Origin of the sequence: Streptomyces purpurascens (assembly GCF_045040895.1) — a bacterium.
Classification (GTDB): Bacteria; Actinomycetota; Actinomycetes; order Streptomycetales; family Streptomycetaceae; genus Streptomyces; species Streptomyces purpurascens.
Genome location: NZ_CP108341.1, coordinates 1,946,847 through 1,961,670, shown reverse-complemented (window position 1 = coordinate 1,961,670; position 14,824 = coordinate 1,946,847). Strand labels below are relative to the sequence as shown.

Genomic DNA, 14,824 nt, shown 5'->3' with positions numbered 1-14,824 from the left:
CGATGCCGTCAGGGGCCTCCCCTCCGTGCATACCGGTCGGTATGCTCGGGCGCGTTCGCGCGTCACCGTAGCCGCCGCCCCCGGGAGGACCCGTGTCCCGCACCGCCCTGCGTATCTGTCCCCTGTGCGAGGCCACCTGCGGCCTCACCCTCACCATCGAGGGGACGCGCGTCACCCATGCCCGAGGTGACCGCGACGACGTGTTCAGCGAGGGGTTCATCTGCCCCAAGGGCGCCTCCTTCGGGGCCGTCGACTCCGACCCGGACCGGCTGCGCACCCCGCTGGTGCGCAGGGACGGTGAGCTGCGCGAGGCCACCTGGGAGGAGGCCTTCGACGCCGTCGCCGCCGGCATCCGCCCGGTCGTCGAGCGGTACGGCCCGAACTCCGTCGGTGTCGTCCTCGGCAACCCGAACGTGCACACCATGGCCGGCGCCCTCTACCCGACGGTGCTGCTCGCGGGACTCGGCACCCGCAGCGTCTTCACCGCCTCCACGGTCGACCAGATGCCCAAGCACGTCTCCAGCGGACTGCTCTACGGCGACGCGAACGCCATCCCCGTGCCCGATCTCGACCACACCGACCATCTGCTCCTGATCGGCGCCAACCCGCTGGAGTCCAACGGCAGTCTGTGCACCGCCCCCGACTTCCCGGGCAAGCTCAAGGCGCTCAAGGCCCGTGGCGGCAGCCTCGTCGTGATCGACCCGCGGCGCACCCGGACCGCCAAGCTCGCCGACCGGCACATCGCCGTGCGGCCCGGCACCGACGCGCTGCTGCTGGCGGCGATGGCGCAGGTGCTCTACGCCGAGGGCCTCGTCGAGCCGACCCCGCACGTCCAGGGCGTCGAGGAACTGGCCGACGCCCTGCGGGAGTTCACCCCCGAGGCGGTGGCCCCGGCCTGTGACGTCGACGCCGGCCTCATCCGCACCCTCGCCCGCGAACTCGCCGCCGCCCCCACCGCCGCCGTGTACGGCCGCATCGGCAGCTGCACCGTCCCGCACGGCACCCTGGCCAGCTGGCTCGTCGACGTCCTGAACGTCCTCACCGGCAACCTCGACCGGCCGGGCGGCGCGCTCTTCCCGCAGGCCGCCACCGACAAGACCCCGCGCCCCGCCGGACCCGGCCGCGGCTTCGCCCTCGGGCGCTGGCACTCCCGGGTGAGCCGGCACCCCGAAGCGAAGGGCGAGCTGCCCCTGTCGGCCCTAGCCGAGGAGATCGACACCGCCACCGAGGAAGGCGAGCCGGTCCGCGCGCTCGTCGCCGTCGCCGCCAACCCCGTCCTGTCCGCGCCCGACGGCGACCGGCTCGACAAGGCGCTCGACTCGCTCGACTTCATGGTCAGCGTCGACCCCTACCTCAACGAGACCTCACGCCACGCCCATGTGGTGCTGCCCCCGCCCCCGCCCTCCCAGAGCCCGCACCACGACTTCGCCTTCAACACCCTCGCCGTCCGCAACCAGGTCCGCTACACCCGCCCCGCGGTCCCGCTGCAACCCGGCCGCATGGCGGAGACGGAGATCCTGGCCCGGCTGATCCTCGCTGTCACGGGCATGCACGGAGCCGACCCCGCCGCCGTCGACCAGATGGTCATCGACCAGACCCTCGGCAAGGCGGTCACGGAACCCCACTCGCCCGTATACGACCGAGACCCCCGCGACCTCGCCGCACAGCTCACCGGCGACACCGGCCCCGAACGACGGCTGGACATGATGCTGCGCCTCGGCCCCTACGGCGACGGCTTCGGCGTACGACCGGACGGGCTCACCCTGGAGAAGCTGCTCGCGCACCCGCACGGCATCGACCTCGGCCCGCTGCGGTCCCGGCTCCCGCAGCCGCTGAAGACCCGCAGCGGCCGGGTGGAGCTGCTGCCGGGGCCGATCGAGGAGGACCTGCCCCGCTTGCGCGCGGCCCTGGCCGAACGCCCCGAGGGGCTCGTCCTGGTCGGCCGGCGTCATCTGCGCTCCAACAACAGCTGGATGCACAACGTGCCCGCCCTGACCGGCGGCACCAACCGCTGCACCCTGCACATCCACCCCGAGGACGCCGAACGGCTGGGCGTGGCGGACGGGGCGCCGGTCCGGGTGAAGGGCGCCGGGGGAGAGGTGACCGCACCGGCCGAGGTCACGGACGCCGTCCGCAGGGGTGTGGTGAGCCTGCCGCACGGCTGGGGCCACGACCGGCCCGGCACCCGCCTCAGCCATGCCTCGACCGACCCCGGCGTCAACGTCAACCAGCTTCTCGACGGCCGTCTGCTCGACCCGCTGTCGGGCAACGCGGTCCTCAACGGAGTGCCCGTCGAATGCGCCCCGGCGGCCGAAAAGCTCATGCCTCTGACCTGAGCAAAGCTGTGACCAGCAGTTTTGCGCTTATTGCTCGCACGTCAACGTCTTGTTAACGCTGCTTGACGGGACCTAACGTCTCGGGAACCGCCGGCCCTGGTGGGAATGTTCAAGGGCGAACGTTAGGTAATCCACTCATGCTGACCATCCTCGGCTTCGCCATGATCGCGACCTTCCTGGTCCTGATCATGATGAAGAAGATGTCGCCGATCGCGGCGCTCGTGCTGATTCCCGCGCTGTTCTGCGTGTTCGTCGGCAAGGGTGCCCACCTCGGCGACTACGTCCTCGACGGCGTGACCGACCTCGCCCCCACCGCGGCGATGCTCATGTTCGCGATCGTCTACTTCGGTGTGATGATCGACGTCGGTCTCTTCGACCCGATCGTCCGCGGGATCCTCAAATTCTGTAAAGCGGACCCGATGCGGATCGTCGTGGGCACCGCCCTGCTCGCGGCGATCGTCTCGCTGGACGGCGACGGCTCCACCACCTTCATGATCACCGTCTCGGCGATGTACCCGCTGTACAAGCGCCTGAAGATGAGCCTGGTCGTGATGACCGGTGTCGCCGCGATGGCCAACGGCGTGATGAACACCCTCCCCTGGGGCGGCCCGACCGCCCGCGCCGCGACCGCGCTCAAGCTCGACGCCAGCGAGATCTTCGTCCCGATGATCCCGGCGCTCCTGGTGGGTCTGCTCTTCGTCTTCGGCCTCTCCTACGTGCTCGGTGTGCGTGAGCGCCGGCGGCTGGGCGTGCTGACGCTGGACGAGGTGCTGGAGGAGGAGAAGGAGACCGAGACGGTCCTCGTCGGAGCCGGCGGCTCGGGCGACGGCAAGGTCGACATGCGCAAGGGCGGCGCCACGGGTGCCGGCACCGACGCGGGCGCGGGCTCCGGCAGTGGCGCCGACGCCGAGGACGACACCGAGGACGACGGCTTCCAGGGCCTCGACCCGAACCGGGCCACCCTGCGCCCCAAGCTCTACTGGTTCAACGCGCTGCTCACGGTCACCCTGCTCACCGCCATGATCATGGAGTGGCTGCCGATCCCGGTGCTGTTCCTGCTCGGTGCCGCGCTGGCCCTCACCGTGAACTTCCCGCACATCCCCGACCAGAAGGCCCGCCTGGCCGCCCACGCCGACAACGTCCTGAACGTCTCCGGCATGGTCTTCGCCGCCGCCGTCTTCACCGGCGTCCTCCAGGGCACCGGCATGGTCGACAACATGGCCAAGTGGATGGTGGACGTCATCCCCGCGGGCATGGGCCCGCACATGGCCGTCGTCACCGGTGTGCTGAGCCTGCCGCTGACGTACTTCATGTCGAACGACGGCTTCTACTTCGGTGTCCTTCCCGTCCTCGCCGAGGCCGGTGCCGCGCACGGCGTCTCCCCGGTGGAGATGGCCCGCGCCTCGCTGGTCGGCCAGCCGCTGCACATGTCGAGCCCGCTCGTCCCGGCCGTCTACGTCCTGGTCGGCATGGCCAAGGTGGAGTTCGGCGACCACACCAAGTTCGTCGTGAAGTGGGCCGCCCTCACCTGCCTGGTCATCCTCGGGGCGGGCATCCTGTTCGGGATCATCTGACCTTGTCCGATCCCCGTTGGAGTACATCGTGAGGCCCGGTGGGAACCGCGGCTGGCTGCTCCGCCTCGTCATCGCCTTCAGCTTCGCGCAGGCGGCGGTGTCGATGGCCCGGCCCGCCGTCTCCTACCGGGCCCTCGCCCTGGGCGCGGACGAACGCGCGGTCGGTGTGATCGCCGGTGTGTACGCACTGCTTCCGCTGTTCGCCGCCGTGCCCCTGGGCCGCCGTACCGACCACGGCCGCTGCGCGCCCCTGCTGCCCTTCGGCGTCGTCCTCATCTCCGGCGGCTGCGCCCTCAGCGGCGTCGCCGACTCCCTGGGGACGATGGCCCTGTGGAGCGGGGTGATGGGCCTCGGCCACCTCTGCTTCGTCATCGGCTCCCAGTCCCTCGTCGCCCGCCAGTCCGCGCCGCACGACCAGGACCGCAACTTCGGCCACTTCACCATCGGCGCCGCGCTCGGCCAGCTGGTCGGCCCCGTCGCGGCGGGTGCGCTGATCGGCGGCGAGGACATGGCGGGCACCAGCGCGCTCGCCCTGGTCGTGGCGGGCGGGGTCGCGGCGGTCGCGTTCACCTCGCTGTGGCGCATCGAGCACCGCCGTACGGCAGTCACGTCCCCGGCGGACAAGGGCGACCGGGTCCCGGTCCGGAGCATCCTGCGCACCCGGGGCGTGCCCGCCGGCATCCTCATCAGCCTCGCCGTGCTGTCCGCGACCGACATCCTCACCGCGTACCTCCCGGTGGTGGGCGAGCACCGGGGTATCGCGCCGTCCGTGATCGGCGTCCTGCTCAGCCTGCGGGCGGCGGCCACCATCGCCTGCCGTCTGGTGCTGACGCCGCTGCTGCGGCTGCTCGGCCGGACCATGCTGCTCACCGTGACGTGTCTGCTGGCGGCCCTGCTGTGCGCGGGCATCGCCCTGCCGGTGCCGGTGTGGGCGCTCGGTCTGCTGCTCGTACTGCTCGGCTTCTGCCTGGGCGTCGGGCAGCCGCTGTCCATGACGACGGTCGTCCAGGCCGCACCCGACGAGGCCCGTTCCACGGCCCTCGCCCTGCGTCTGACCGGCAACCGGCTCGGCCAGGTCGCCGCGCCCGCCGCGGCCGGGCTGATCGCCGGGGTCGCGGGCGTGGCGGCGCCGTTCGTGATGCTGGGGGTGCTGTTGCTGATGTCGTCGGGGGTCGCGGTGCGGTCGCCGCGGGAGCCGGAGGAGGCAGGCGGAGAGGATCCCGAACCCCGCCGGAACGGGATGCCGTTGGGCCGGAAGAGCGACATCTGACGCGTCGTGGGCGCTGCTCCGGCGTTTCCGGGTGACATGTGGCAGATAGTCAGGTGACGAGGTGTTTGTATGAAAATCATCTGACTTGGAGGCATGTTCATGCCCGTCGTACCCCTCGCACGTCGTGCCGGCACCCGCACCGCCGTCCTCGCTGCTCTCACCCTCGCCGGGACCACCCTGAGCGGGGTGCCCGCTGTCGCCGCTCCGGGGGACAACGGGGACGTCAAGATCCACGCCACCGAGACGGCCGCCGGTGATCGGCGCAACGACTCGAAGGTCTGCGACTTCTACCTCGCCGCGTTCGACTTCGAGGCGGGCGAGACGGTCAACTGGACCATCCAGGCGCTGCCCGAGGTACCGGCCAAGAGCGGCTCGGTCACCCTCGACGCGGCCGGCGCGGGCCGCAGCCCGCTCGTCGACCTGCCCAACGGGCAGTACAAGCTGACGTGGCTCACCGACCGGGCCCACGGCGCGGGCAAGTTCAAGGTGTTCCAGGTCGCCTGCCCGGACTCCAAGGCCACCATCACCCCGAACGGCGGTGCGCCGGCGGGTGGGGGCGGCATCGCCCGTGCCGAGGCCTTCACTCCGGTCGCCGGCGCCGCCGCCGTCGGCCTGGCCGCCGTCGCCGGAGTGGTCTGGTTCCGCCTCCGCCGCCGCCCTGATGGCGCGGCGTAGGACGCCTTCCGCGTATCGCGCCGCTCCTGTGGGGCGGCGCGAGTCCGGGGCGGGCGGTGGTGCGGGTTCGGTGGGGCGGGGTGGGGGCGGATCTGGGGCTGCCCCCGGGGCTCGGCGCGGGGGCGGGCCGGGGTCCCCGGCTGAGCCGAGGGTTCGGCGAGAGAGTGGGACCGGTACTGGTGGTGTCCCGGTGGGGCGGCGTGGGGCTGGTTTCGGTTTTGACGGTGGTCCTGTGGGGCGGCGTGGGGCTGGTTCCGGTTCTGATGGCGCTCCTGCGGGGCGGCGTGGGGCTGCGGCCGCCTCGGTGTCTCGGCGTGGGGCCGGGCCCGGATCCGGTGCCACTGCGGGGGCTCGGCGTGGGGCTGGTTCCGGATCCGTCGCCTCCTCTGCCCGGCGAGGGGCTGGTGCTGCCGCCATGCCGGTGGGTCGGCGAAGGGGCGGGACGGGTTCCCGTGTCGAGCCGGGGGCTCGGCGTGGGGCCGGGGGCCGCGGTGGGTCCGGAGGACGGAGTGGGTCCGGGGGCGGCCCCGCGGGGTGGCCCCGGCGGTCGCGTAGGCCCTGGTACCGGACGCGTGCCTACCGGCTGACGCGGACGATCGCGGTGGCCTTCTCGCTGCTGTTGCTCGGTGTCTGCTGGGACCCGGGCGACGAGGCCGGCCGAACGGTCACGGCTCTCCCGACCGGCTCCGCCGGAGCTGCCGCGGCCGCCCTGCCGAGCGACTTCGGCACCACCCCGGCCACTCCCTCGGACGACGCCGGCGCCACCCCTGCCCGGCCCGGCCGCTCCGCCGCGCCCCCTGGCCTCCCGGGCAACTCCGCCACCCCCACCCTTCCGCGCAACTCCTCCGCCTCCCCGGCCACCCGGCCCGGACCCTCCCGAGCCCCCGGCACGGGCCCTGGCACCGGCACGCCTCAGGCACCCGCATCCCCTACCGCCCCAGCCCAAGGGCCCAGCCCTCACCCCTCCAAGCCCCGCACCGACAGCCGAACCGCACCACCCCAGCGCCCCACAGCCGGCGCCCCGGCCCGCGCCCAACCCCCGACCCCCCGCCCCCTACCCCCCTCCCGAGCCACCCGCCTCCTCATCCCCTACCTCCGCGTCGACGCCCCGATCATGCCCCTGGGCCTCGACCGCGAACGCCGTCTCACCGCGCCCCCGGAGGACAACCCGAAACTGGTCGGCTGGTACCAGCACGGCGCCTCGCCCGGCGAGCAGGGCACCGCCGTCGCCGTCGGGCATCTGGACACGGACCGCGGTCCCGCCGTCTTCGCGGGGCTGACGGAGCTGCAGCGCGGCCGGGTCGTCAAGGCCCGCCGCGCCGACGGGCGCATCGCCGTCTACACGATCGACGCGATCAAGTCGTACGAGAAGGCGCGATTCCCGAACCGGGAGGTGTACGGCGCCCGGGGCCGCCCCGAGTTGCGCCTGATCACCTGTGGCGGTGCCTACGACCGCAGGAAGGGCTACTCCGGGAACGTCGTGGTCTTCGCCCATCTCACCGCCATCCGCTGACGCCCTGGCCGAATCAGGCCGTCCGCCTTCTCACCAGATGGACCGAAGCCCCCGATCCCGCCCGGTGTCTTCCCCCGGCCGCACACATTCCGTTAACTTCCGTGACCCACAGCCCCGTACGACCCGCACGGGGCTTCCGACTCGCGGAGCACCAGCGCCCTGAAGACCCCTCGGGGGCACGCATGACACGCGCCATCTCCCTGCACGACGTGAGCAAGGCCTACACGCGAGGCGCCCGCGTGGTGGACCGGCTGTCGCTGGACATCACCCCGGGCGAGTTCCTCGTGCTGCTCGGCCCGTCCGGCTGCGGCAAGTCGACCGTGCTCAGGATGATCGCCGGGCTGGAGGAGATCGACGAGGGCGCGCTGCTGCTCGACGGCGAGTACGCCAACGACCTGCCGCCGTCCGGCCGGGACATGGCGATGGTCTTCCAGAACTTCGCCCTCTACCCGAACATGACGAGCCGGGCCAACATCGGCTTCCCGCTGCGCATCGAGGACCCCGGCACGGACCCCCGCCCGCGCGTGGACGCCACCGCCCGCATGCTGGGCATCGAGGACCTCCTGGACCGCCTGCCCGCCCAGCTCTCCGGCGGCGAACGCCAACGGGTCGCCATGGGCCGGGCCATCGCCCGCCACCCCTCCGCGTTCCTGATGGACGAGCCGCTGTCCAACCTCGACGCCAAGCTCCGCACCCACCTGCGCGCCGAGATATCCCAGCTCACCGGGGAGCTGGGCGTCACCACCGTCTACGTCACCCACGACCAGGCCGAGGCCATGTCGCTCGGCGACCGGGTCGCCGTGCTGCGCGGCGGTGTGCTCCAGCAGGCCGACAGCCCGCGCGTGGTGTACGCGCTGCCCAGCAACGTCTTCGTCGCCGCGTTCATCGGCACCCCGCGCATCAACCTCCTGCGCGGCCTGGTGCGTGCCCCGCTGGACGGCGCGATGACCATCAGCCTGGGCAAGCAGTTCCTGCGCCTGCCCGAGCCGCTCTCCCTGGACCACCAGTTGCTGCGGGTCCAGCAGGGCCGCGAGGTCATCGTGGGCCTGCGCTCGGAAGCCGTCCGGATCGCCAAGCACTCCTCGGCCCGCCCCGGCGAGGTGCCGATCACCGGCCTGGTCGAGCACGTGGAGTTCCAGGGGCACGAGATCCTCGTCCACTTCAACACCGGCTCCAGCCCCGCCGTCGTCCCCGACCTGGAGGCCCCGCGCCCCCGCCCCGGCCGCCCGGCCCGGCGGCGACGCCGCGAGGGCTCGGTGCTCACCCGGCTGCGGGAGCGGTCCGGAGCCGGGCGGGCCGGACCCGTGGTCGCCCTGGACCACCCCGAGGCCGCCGCCCCCGCCACCGCCGAAGCCCGACTGCCCGGGGACCTCATCGTCCGCACCACCCCGGACCTGGCCCTCCGCCACGGCATGCAGGTGCCGCTCCTCGTCGACCTCGCCCATCTCTTCGTCTTCGACCAGAACGGCGACCGCATCTGCCCGCACCCGGCGCGCCTGCCCGACCTGGAAAGGTGAGCAGCCGCACACCCATGACCGGGACGTCTGGCGCCAGAAAACTATCGCCGCTAGTTTATGTGCCGGACGACGACCGCCCCGCCCCGGAGGAAGCGCGATGAAGGCACACGACGGCATGTACATCGGGGGCGCCTGGCGCCCGGCCGCCGGCCAGGACGTGATCGAGGTCGTGAACCCGGTCGACGAGCAGGTCATCGGCACAGTCCCGGCGGGCACCGCCGAGGACGTCGACACCGCCGTACGGGCCGCCCGCGCCGCCCTCGCGGACTGGGCCGCGACCCCGCCCGCCGAGCGTGCGGCGCGCCTGGCCGCCCTCCGGGACGTGCTCGTGGCACGCGCCGACGAGATCGCCGAGACCGTCACGGCCGAACTCGGCTCGCCCCTGAAGTTCTCGCAGGCCGTCCACGCGGGCGTGCCGATCGCGGTCGCGGGCTCCTACGCCGAGCTGGCGGCGACGTACGCCTTCGAGGAGAAGACCGGGAACTCGGTCGTGCACCACGAGCCGGTCGGTGTCGTGGCCGCGATCACGCCCTGGAACTACCCGCTGCACCAGATCGTCGCCAAGGTCGCCCCAGCCCTCGCGGCGGGCTGCACGGTCGTCGTGAAGCCCGCCGAGGACACGCCGCTGGTCGCCCGCCTGTTCGCCGACGCGGTGCACGAGGCCGGGATTCCGGCAGGCGTCTTCAACCTGGTCACCGGCCTCGGCCCCATCGCCGGACAGGCCCTCGCCGAACACCCCGGCGTCGACCTGGTCTCCTTCACCGGCTCCACCGCCGTCGGCCGGCAGATCGCCGCGATCGCCGCCGGGCAGATCAAGAAGGTCGCCCTCGAACTCGGTGGCAAGTCCGCCAACGTCATCCTCCCGACCGCCGACCTGGCCAAGGCGGTCAACGTCGGCGTCGCCAACGTCATGTCCAACTCCGGGCAGACGTGCAGCGCCTGGACACGCATGCTCGTCCACCGCGACCGGTACGACGAGGCGGTGGAGCTCGCCGCGACGGCCGCCGCAAAGTACGGCGACCGCATCGGCCCGGTCGTCAACGCCAAGCAGCGGGCGCGGGTGCGCGGCTACATCGAGAAGGGCGTCGCGGAAGGCGCCCGCCTGGTCGCCGGCGGCCCCGAATCCCCGCGCGAGACGGGCTACTTCGTCAGCCCCACCGTCTTCGCCGACGTCACCGAGGACATGACCATCGCCCAGGAGGAGATCTTCGGCCCGGTCCTGTCGATCCTCCCCTACGACGACGAGGAGGACGCCCTGCGCATCGCCAACGGCACGGTCTACGGCCTGGCCGGCGCCGTCTGGGCCGGCGACGAGGCCGAGGCGGTGGCCTTCGCGCGCCGGATGGAGACCGGCCAGGTCGACATCAACGGCGGCCGGTTCAACCCCCTCGCGCCCTTCGGCGGTTACAAGCAGTCGGGCGTGGGCCGCGAGCTCGGCGTGCACGGCCTGGCCGAGTACCTCCAGACCAAGTCCCTCCAGTTCTAGAACCAGGGGAGTCCCTTCCGCCATGGCTGTCCGCGCCGCCGTTCTGCCCGCCGTCGGATCCCCGCTGGAGATCACCGGCATCGACCTGCCGGACCCCGGACCCGGACAGGTCCGCGTCCGGCTCGCCGCCGCCGGGGTCTGCCACTCCGACCTGTCCCTGTCCGACGGGACCATGCGCGTCCCCGTCCCCGCCGTTCTCGGCCACGAGGGCGCCGGCACGGTCGTCGCCGTCGGTGAGGGCGTCACCCATGTCGCACCCGGCGACGGGGTCGTCCTCAACTGGGCTCCGTCCTGCGGCGCCTGCCATGCCTGCTCGCTCGGCGAGGTCTGGCTGTGCGCCAACGCCCTGAAAGGCGCCGCCGACGTCTACGCCCGCACCACCGAGGGCACCGACCTCCACCCCGGCCTGAACGTCGCCGCGTTCGCCGAGGAGACGGTCGTGTCCGGCGCCTGCGTCCTGCCCGTGCCCGAGGGCGTCCCGCTGACCGACGCGGCCCTCCTCGGCTGCGCCGTCCTCACCGGCTACGGCGCCGTCCACCACTCGGCCCAGGTCCGGCCGGGCGAGACGGTCGCGGTGTTCGGCGTCGGGGGAGTGGGCCTCTCCGCCCTCCAGGCGGCCCGGATCGCGGGCGCCTCGAAGATCGTCGCGGTCGACGTGTCCGCCGAGAAGGAGGAACTGGCCCGGGCGGCCGGCGCCACCGACTACGTCATCGCCTCCGAGAACACCGCACGCGAGATCCGCGCCCTCACCGGAAAACAGGGCGTGGACGTGGCCGTGGAGTGCGCCGGCCGCGCGGTCACCATCCGCACGGCCTGGGACTCCACCCGCCGCGGCGGCCGCACCACGGTCGTCGGCATCGGCGGCAAGGACCAGCAGGTCACCTTCAACGCCCTGGAGATCTTCCACTGGGGCCGCACCCTCGCCGGCTGCGTCTACGGCAACTCCAACCCGGCCGAGGACCTCCCGGTGCTCGCCGAACACGTCCGGGCGGGCCGCCTCGACCTGAGCGCGCTGGTGACGGAGCGGATCTCCCTGGAGGGCATCCCGGCCGCGTTCGAGAACATGCTGGCGGGCAAGGGCGGCCGGGCCCTGGTCGTCTTCTAGCCCGGCTCTCCCGCACCCCGGCCTCCGCGCGAGGCCGGGGCCTCAGTCGTGCCCGCCCGCACAGTCGGTGCCAAGTACAGGTAAAAGTCCTGGTGCGCGACCCGTTGACGTCCATACCGTCCGGTCAGTACGTTCCCGGGACCCGAGCCACCCCCCGTTCCGTCCCCGCACCCATCGGAGCGTGCACCGCATGGACACGGCACCTTCCGCTCAGCCCGCCACCACCACCCCGGCCGCCGGCAACCGCCGCCGGGTAGCCACCGCGGCAGCGCTCGCCTCCGCCGTCGAGTGGTACGACTACTTCGTCTTCGGCATCGCCGCCGCCCTTGTCCTCGGCGATCTCTACTTCCCCGCGGGCAGCCCCACCGCCGGCGTCCTGGCCTCGTTCGCCACCTTCGCCGTCGGTTTCCTCGCCCGCCCCATCGGCGGCATCGTCGCCGGCCACCTCGGGGACAAGCGCGGCCGCAAGCCGATGCTGGTCCTCGCCCTCACACTGATGGGCGTGGCCACCACCGGCATCGGCCTGCTGCCGACGTACGACACGATCGGCGTCGTCGCCCCGATCCTGCTGGTCCTGCTCCGCGTCGCCCAGGGCGTCGCCGTCGGCGCCCAGTGGGGCGGCGCGATGCTCCTGGCCACCGAGTACGCCCCGGAGGGCAAGCGAGGCGTCTACGGCAGCGTCGTCCAGCTCGGCGTCCCCATCGGCGTGGTGACCGCCAACACGGTCTTCCTGGTGGCCGGCGCCCTCACCACCGACTCGGCGTTCGCCGCCTGGGGCTGGCGCGTGCCGTTCCTGGTCGGTCTGCTGGTCCTCGGGCTCGCCTGGTACATCCACACCCGCGTCGAGGAGACCCCCGCGTTCCGGGAGGCCGAACGCGCCCTCGCGGAGAAGGAGAAGACCGAGCAGAGCTCGCCGCTGCGCACCATCCTGCGCGGCCACCTCGGCACGGTGCTCCTCGCCGGCGGCTCCTTCGCCGTCAACACCGCGACCTTCTACATCCTGATCACCGGCGTCCTCGACTACACGACCCGTGAGCTGGACATGAAGAAGAGCGCGGTGCTCACCGTCTCGCTCTGCGTCAGCCTCACCCAGCTCGTGCTGATCCCGGCCGCCGCCGCGCTCTCCGACCGCGTCGGCCGCATCCGGATCTACGCCCTCGGCGCGGTCGGCATCGCGCTGTGGGCCGTACCGCTCTTCCTGCTGATCGACACCGGCTCGCTGCTGTGGCTCGCGGTCGGCACGTTCGTCGCCAGCTGTTTCCTGAGCATCATGTACGGCCCCCAGGCCGCCCTGTTCGCCGAGCTGTTCACGCCCGAGATGCGCTACACCGGCGCCTCCCTCGGCTACCAGATCGCGGCCGTCGCCGGCGGCGGGCTCGCACCCTTCGTCATGGTGCTGCTGCTGGAGGCGACGGGCACCTCGATGGCCGTGTCCGGCTACATCATCGTGCTCTCGGTGATCGCGCTGATCTCGATCAAGGTCCTCGCGGACCGCGCGCGTGCGGCGGAACCGGCGGCCGAGCCGGCGGCGGAGGCCGAGTCAGCGGGCTGAGTCCGCGGCCTCCTCGGGCCGGGGCTCCGGAGCCGCTCCCGGAGCCCCGGCCCGAGCCGCCGCCCGCGACCGCGACCGGGACACCGCGACACCCGCCAGGCACAGCACACCGCCGACCAGGGTGAGCAGCCCCGGCACCTCGCCGAGGAACAGCCAGGACATCAGGACGACCAGCGCGGGCGCCGCGTACGTCGTCGCGCCCATCTTGCTCGCGGTCGTCCGGGACAGGGCGTACGCCCACGTCGTGAAGGCGAGGGCGGTCGGGAAGATGCCCAGGTACACCATGTTGAGCGTCGCGGAGGCCGGCGCGTCGGCGGCCTCCTGGACGAGCTGCCCGGCGAACGGCAGACACAGCACCGCGCCGACCAGGCACCCGAACGTCGTCACCTGCAAGGGACTCGCCGAGCCCAGCGCCGGCTTCTGCGCCACGACACCACCGGCGTACGCGACCGCCGCCAGCAGGCACAGCACCACCCCGAGCACCGAGGATCCGCCCTCGCCCGACATCGAGAGGCCCACCGTCACCGCGCCGGCGAACGACACCGCCATCCCGGCCAGCAGCCGCGGCGGCATCGGGTCCCCGAGCAGCCGGGCACCGAGCAGCGCGATCAGGATCGGCCCGGTGTTCACGACCAGGGCGGCCGTCCCCGCGTCGACCTGCTGCTCGCCCCAGTTGAGGGCGACCATGTAGAAGCCGAACCAGAGCAGCCCCGATATCGCGATCCCGCGCCAGGCCGGGCGGGGCGGCCGTCCCTCCCGCCGCAGCAGGCAGATCAGGCCCAGCGTCAGCGCCCCGGCCAGCAGCCGTCCGAGCGCCAGCGCGCCCGGCGAGTACGCGTCACCCGCGCTGCGGATCGAGACGAAGGCGGACGCCCACAGCACGACGGTGACGGCGGCCGCACCTGCGGCCAGCAGCTCCGCCCGGCGGTCGGGACGGGACGGGGAGGTGTTCATCATGCTCCAGAGGCTAGGAGGGACACAGGGACGAACGCTCGCGGTTTTCGGACCGGGCGGTGAGCCCCTTCGGGCGCTGTGCCGGGGCCGGCCCGACCAGGCTTCGGGATCAGCGCAGCGCCGCCGACTCCACGCCCAGCAGCTCGAGGAAGGCCTGTTCACCGGCCGCCGTCACCTTCACGGCCCGCTCGGAGCCGATGCGCACGCACCACCCCGTGTCCAGGGCGTGCCGGCACAGGGCCGCGCCCGCCACGCCCGCGAGATGGGGCCGGCGTTCGGTCCAGTCGAGACAGGCACGCGCCAGGGGACGCCGGCCACGCCGTTCGAGGCCGATACCGGCCGACGCGAACCACGCCACGCCCGTGTCGGTGAGCGCGAACCCGGTCTCCTGCTGCAGCAGCCCGCGTGCCGTGAGCGCGTCGGTGACCGCGATGCCGAGCCGGCCGGCGAGATGGTCGTAGCAGGTGCGGCCCCGGGCCATCGCCGAACCGGCGCTCGACTCCCGCAGGCTCCGCGGCCGTACGGCCGTGCCCGGCGCGACCTGCGCGGCCAGGTCCTCCACCAGTTGCGCGACCCGCGCGTCCGCCAGCCGGACGTACCGGTGCCGGCCCTGCCGCTCCTCGGCGAGCAGCCCGCCCGCGACGAGCCTGCTCAGGTGCTCGCTCAGCGTCGACGCGGCGACACCCGCGTGCCGCGCCAGCTCGCTCGCGGTCCAGGCCCGCCCGTCGAGCAGCGCCAGCAGACACGCGGCCCGGGTCTCGTCCGCGAACAGCCCGGCGAGCCGTGCCAGGCCCGTGGCCCGCGGATCCCTCGTCGTCATGGCCCCAGCATGGAACACGGAC

The 14,824-nt window shown here is 73.0% G+C and carries 11 protein-coding genes; 9 read left to right on the top strand and 2 right to left on the bottom strand.

The genetic code is table 11. The features are described 5' to 3' along the window. Window positions 1–92: 92 nt before the first annotated feature. The 9 genes from OHU35_RS08935 (at window position 93) to OHU35_RS08895 (ending at window position 13,028) form a co-directional block, all read left to right on the top strand. Window positions 93–2,336, top strand: a complete 2,244-nt coding sequence (locus OHU35_RS08935) for a molybdopterin oxidoreductase family protein (RefSeq protein ID WP_405505125.1) — start codon at window positions 93–95, stop codon at window positions 2,334–2,336. A gap of 137 nt (window positions 2,337–2,473) precedes the next feature. Beyond that, window positions 2,474–3,910 (top strand): CitMHS family transporter, encoded by a 1,437-nt coding sequence (locus OHU35_RS08930; protein ID WP_189726644.1) that lies wholly within the window; start codon window positions 2,474–2,476, stop codon window positions 3,908–3,910. A 28-nt stretch (window positions 3,911–3,938) separates the two neighbouring features. Continuing rightward, entirely contained in the window at window positions 3,939–5,180 is a 1,242-nt protein-coding gene (locus tag OHU35_RS08925) for an MFS transporter (protein ID WP_189726643.1), read from the top strand. 93 nt (window positions 5,181–5,273) lie between these two features. Then, window positions 5,274–5,855 (top strand): hypothetical protein, encoded by a 582-nt coding sequence (locus OHU35_RS08920; RefSeq protein ID WP_189726642.1) that lies wholly within the window; start codon window positions 5,274–5,276, stop codon window positions 5,853–5,855. Window positions 5,856–6,564: 709 nt separating this feature from the next. Next, window positions 6,565–7,368 (top strand): class F sortase, encoded by an 804-nt coding sequence (locus tag OHU35_RS08915; RefSeq protein WP_308400982.1) that lies wholly within the window; start codon window positions 6,565–6,567, stop codon window positions 7,366–7,368. A 182-nt stretch (window positions 7,369–7,550) separates the two neighbouring features. Further along, on the top strand, window positions 7,551–8,885 hold the full coding sequence (locus OHU35_RS08910; RefSeq protein WP_189726640.1) for an ABC transporter ATP-binding protein: 1,335 nt from the start codon (window positions 7,551–7,553) through the stop codon (window positions 8,883–8,885). Window positions 8,886–8,982: 97 nt separating this feature from the next. Then, window positions 8,983–10,371, top strand: coding sequence for an aldehyde dehydrogenase family protein (locus tag OHU35_RS08905; RefSeq protein ID WP_189726639.1), 1,389 nt, complete (start codon window positions 8,983–8,985; stop codon window positions 10,369–10,371). 22 nt (window positions 10,372–10,393) lie between these two features. Next, window positions 10,394–11,476 (top strand): Zn-dependent alcohol dehydrogenase, encoded by a 1,083-nt coding sequence (locus OHU35_RS08900; protein WP_359897330.1) that lies wholly within the window; start codon window positions 10,394–10,396, stop codon window positions 11,474–11,476. A gap of 190 nt (window positions 11,477–11,666) precedes the next feature. After that, a complete protein-coding gene (locus tag OHU35_RS08895; protein ID WP_405505124.1) occupies window positions 11,667–13,028 on the top strand; it encodes an MFS transporter in 1,362 nt (453 codons plus the stop codon). Here the strand turns inward: OHU35_RS08895 and OHU35_RS08890 are convergent. Both OHU35_RS08890 and OHU35_RS08885 read right to left on the bottom strand, forming a co-directional pair. Further along, entirely contained in the window at window positions 13,017–13,982 is a 966-nt protein-coding gene (locus OHU35_RS08890) for a DMT family transporter (protein ID WP_405509196.1), read from the bottom strand. The two genes, OHU35_RS08895 and OHU35_RS08890, sit on opposite strands and share 12 nt — an antisense overlap. A 109-nt stretch (window positions 13,983–14,091) precedes the next feature. Beyond that, the gene (locus OHU35_RS08885; RefSeq protein WP_405505123.1) at window positions 14,092–14,802 is read right to left on the bottom strand and encodes an ArsR/SmtB family transcription factor; all 711 of its coding nucleotides are present in this window, start codon (window positions 14,800–14,802) and stop codon (window positions 14,092–14,094) included. Window positions 14,803–14,824 lie beyond the last annotated feature (22 nt).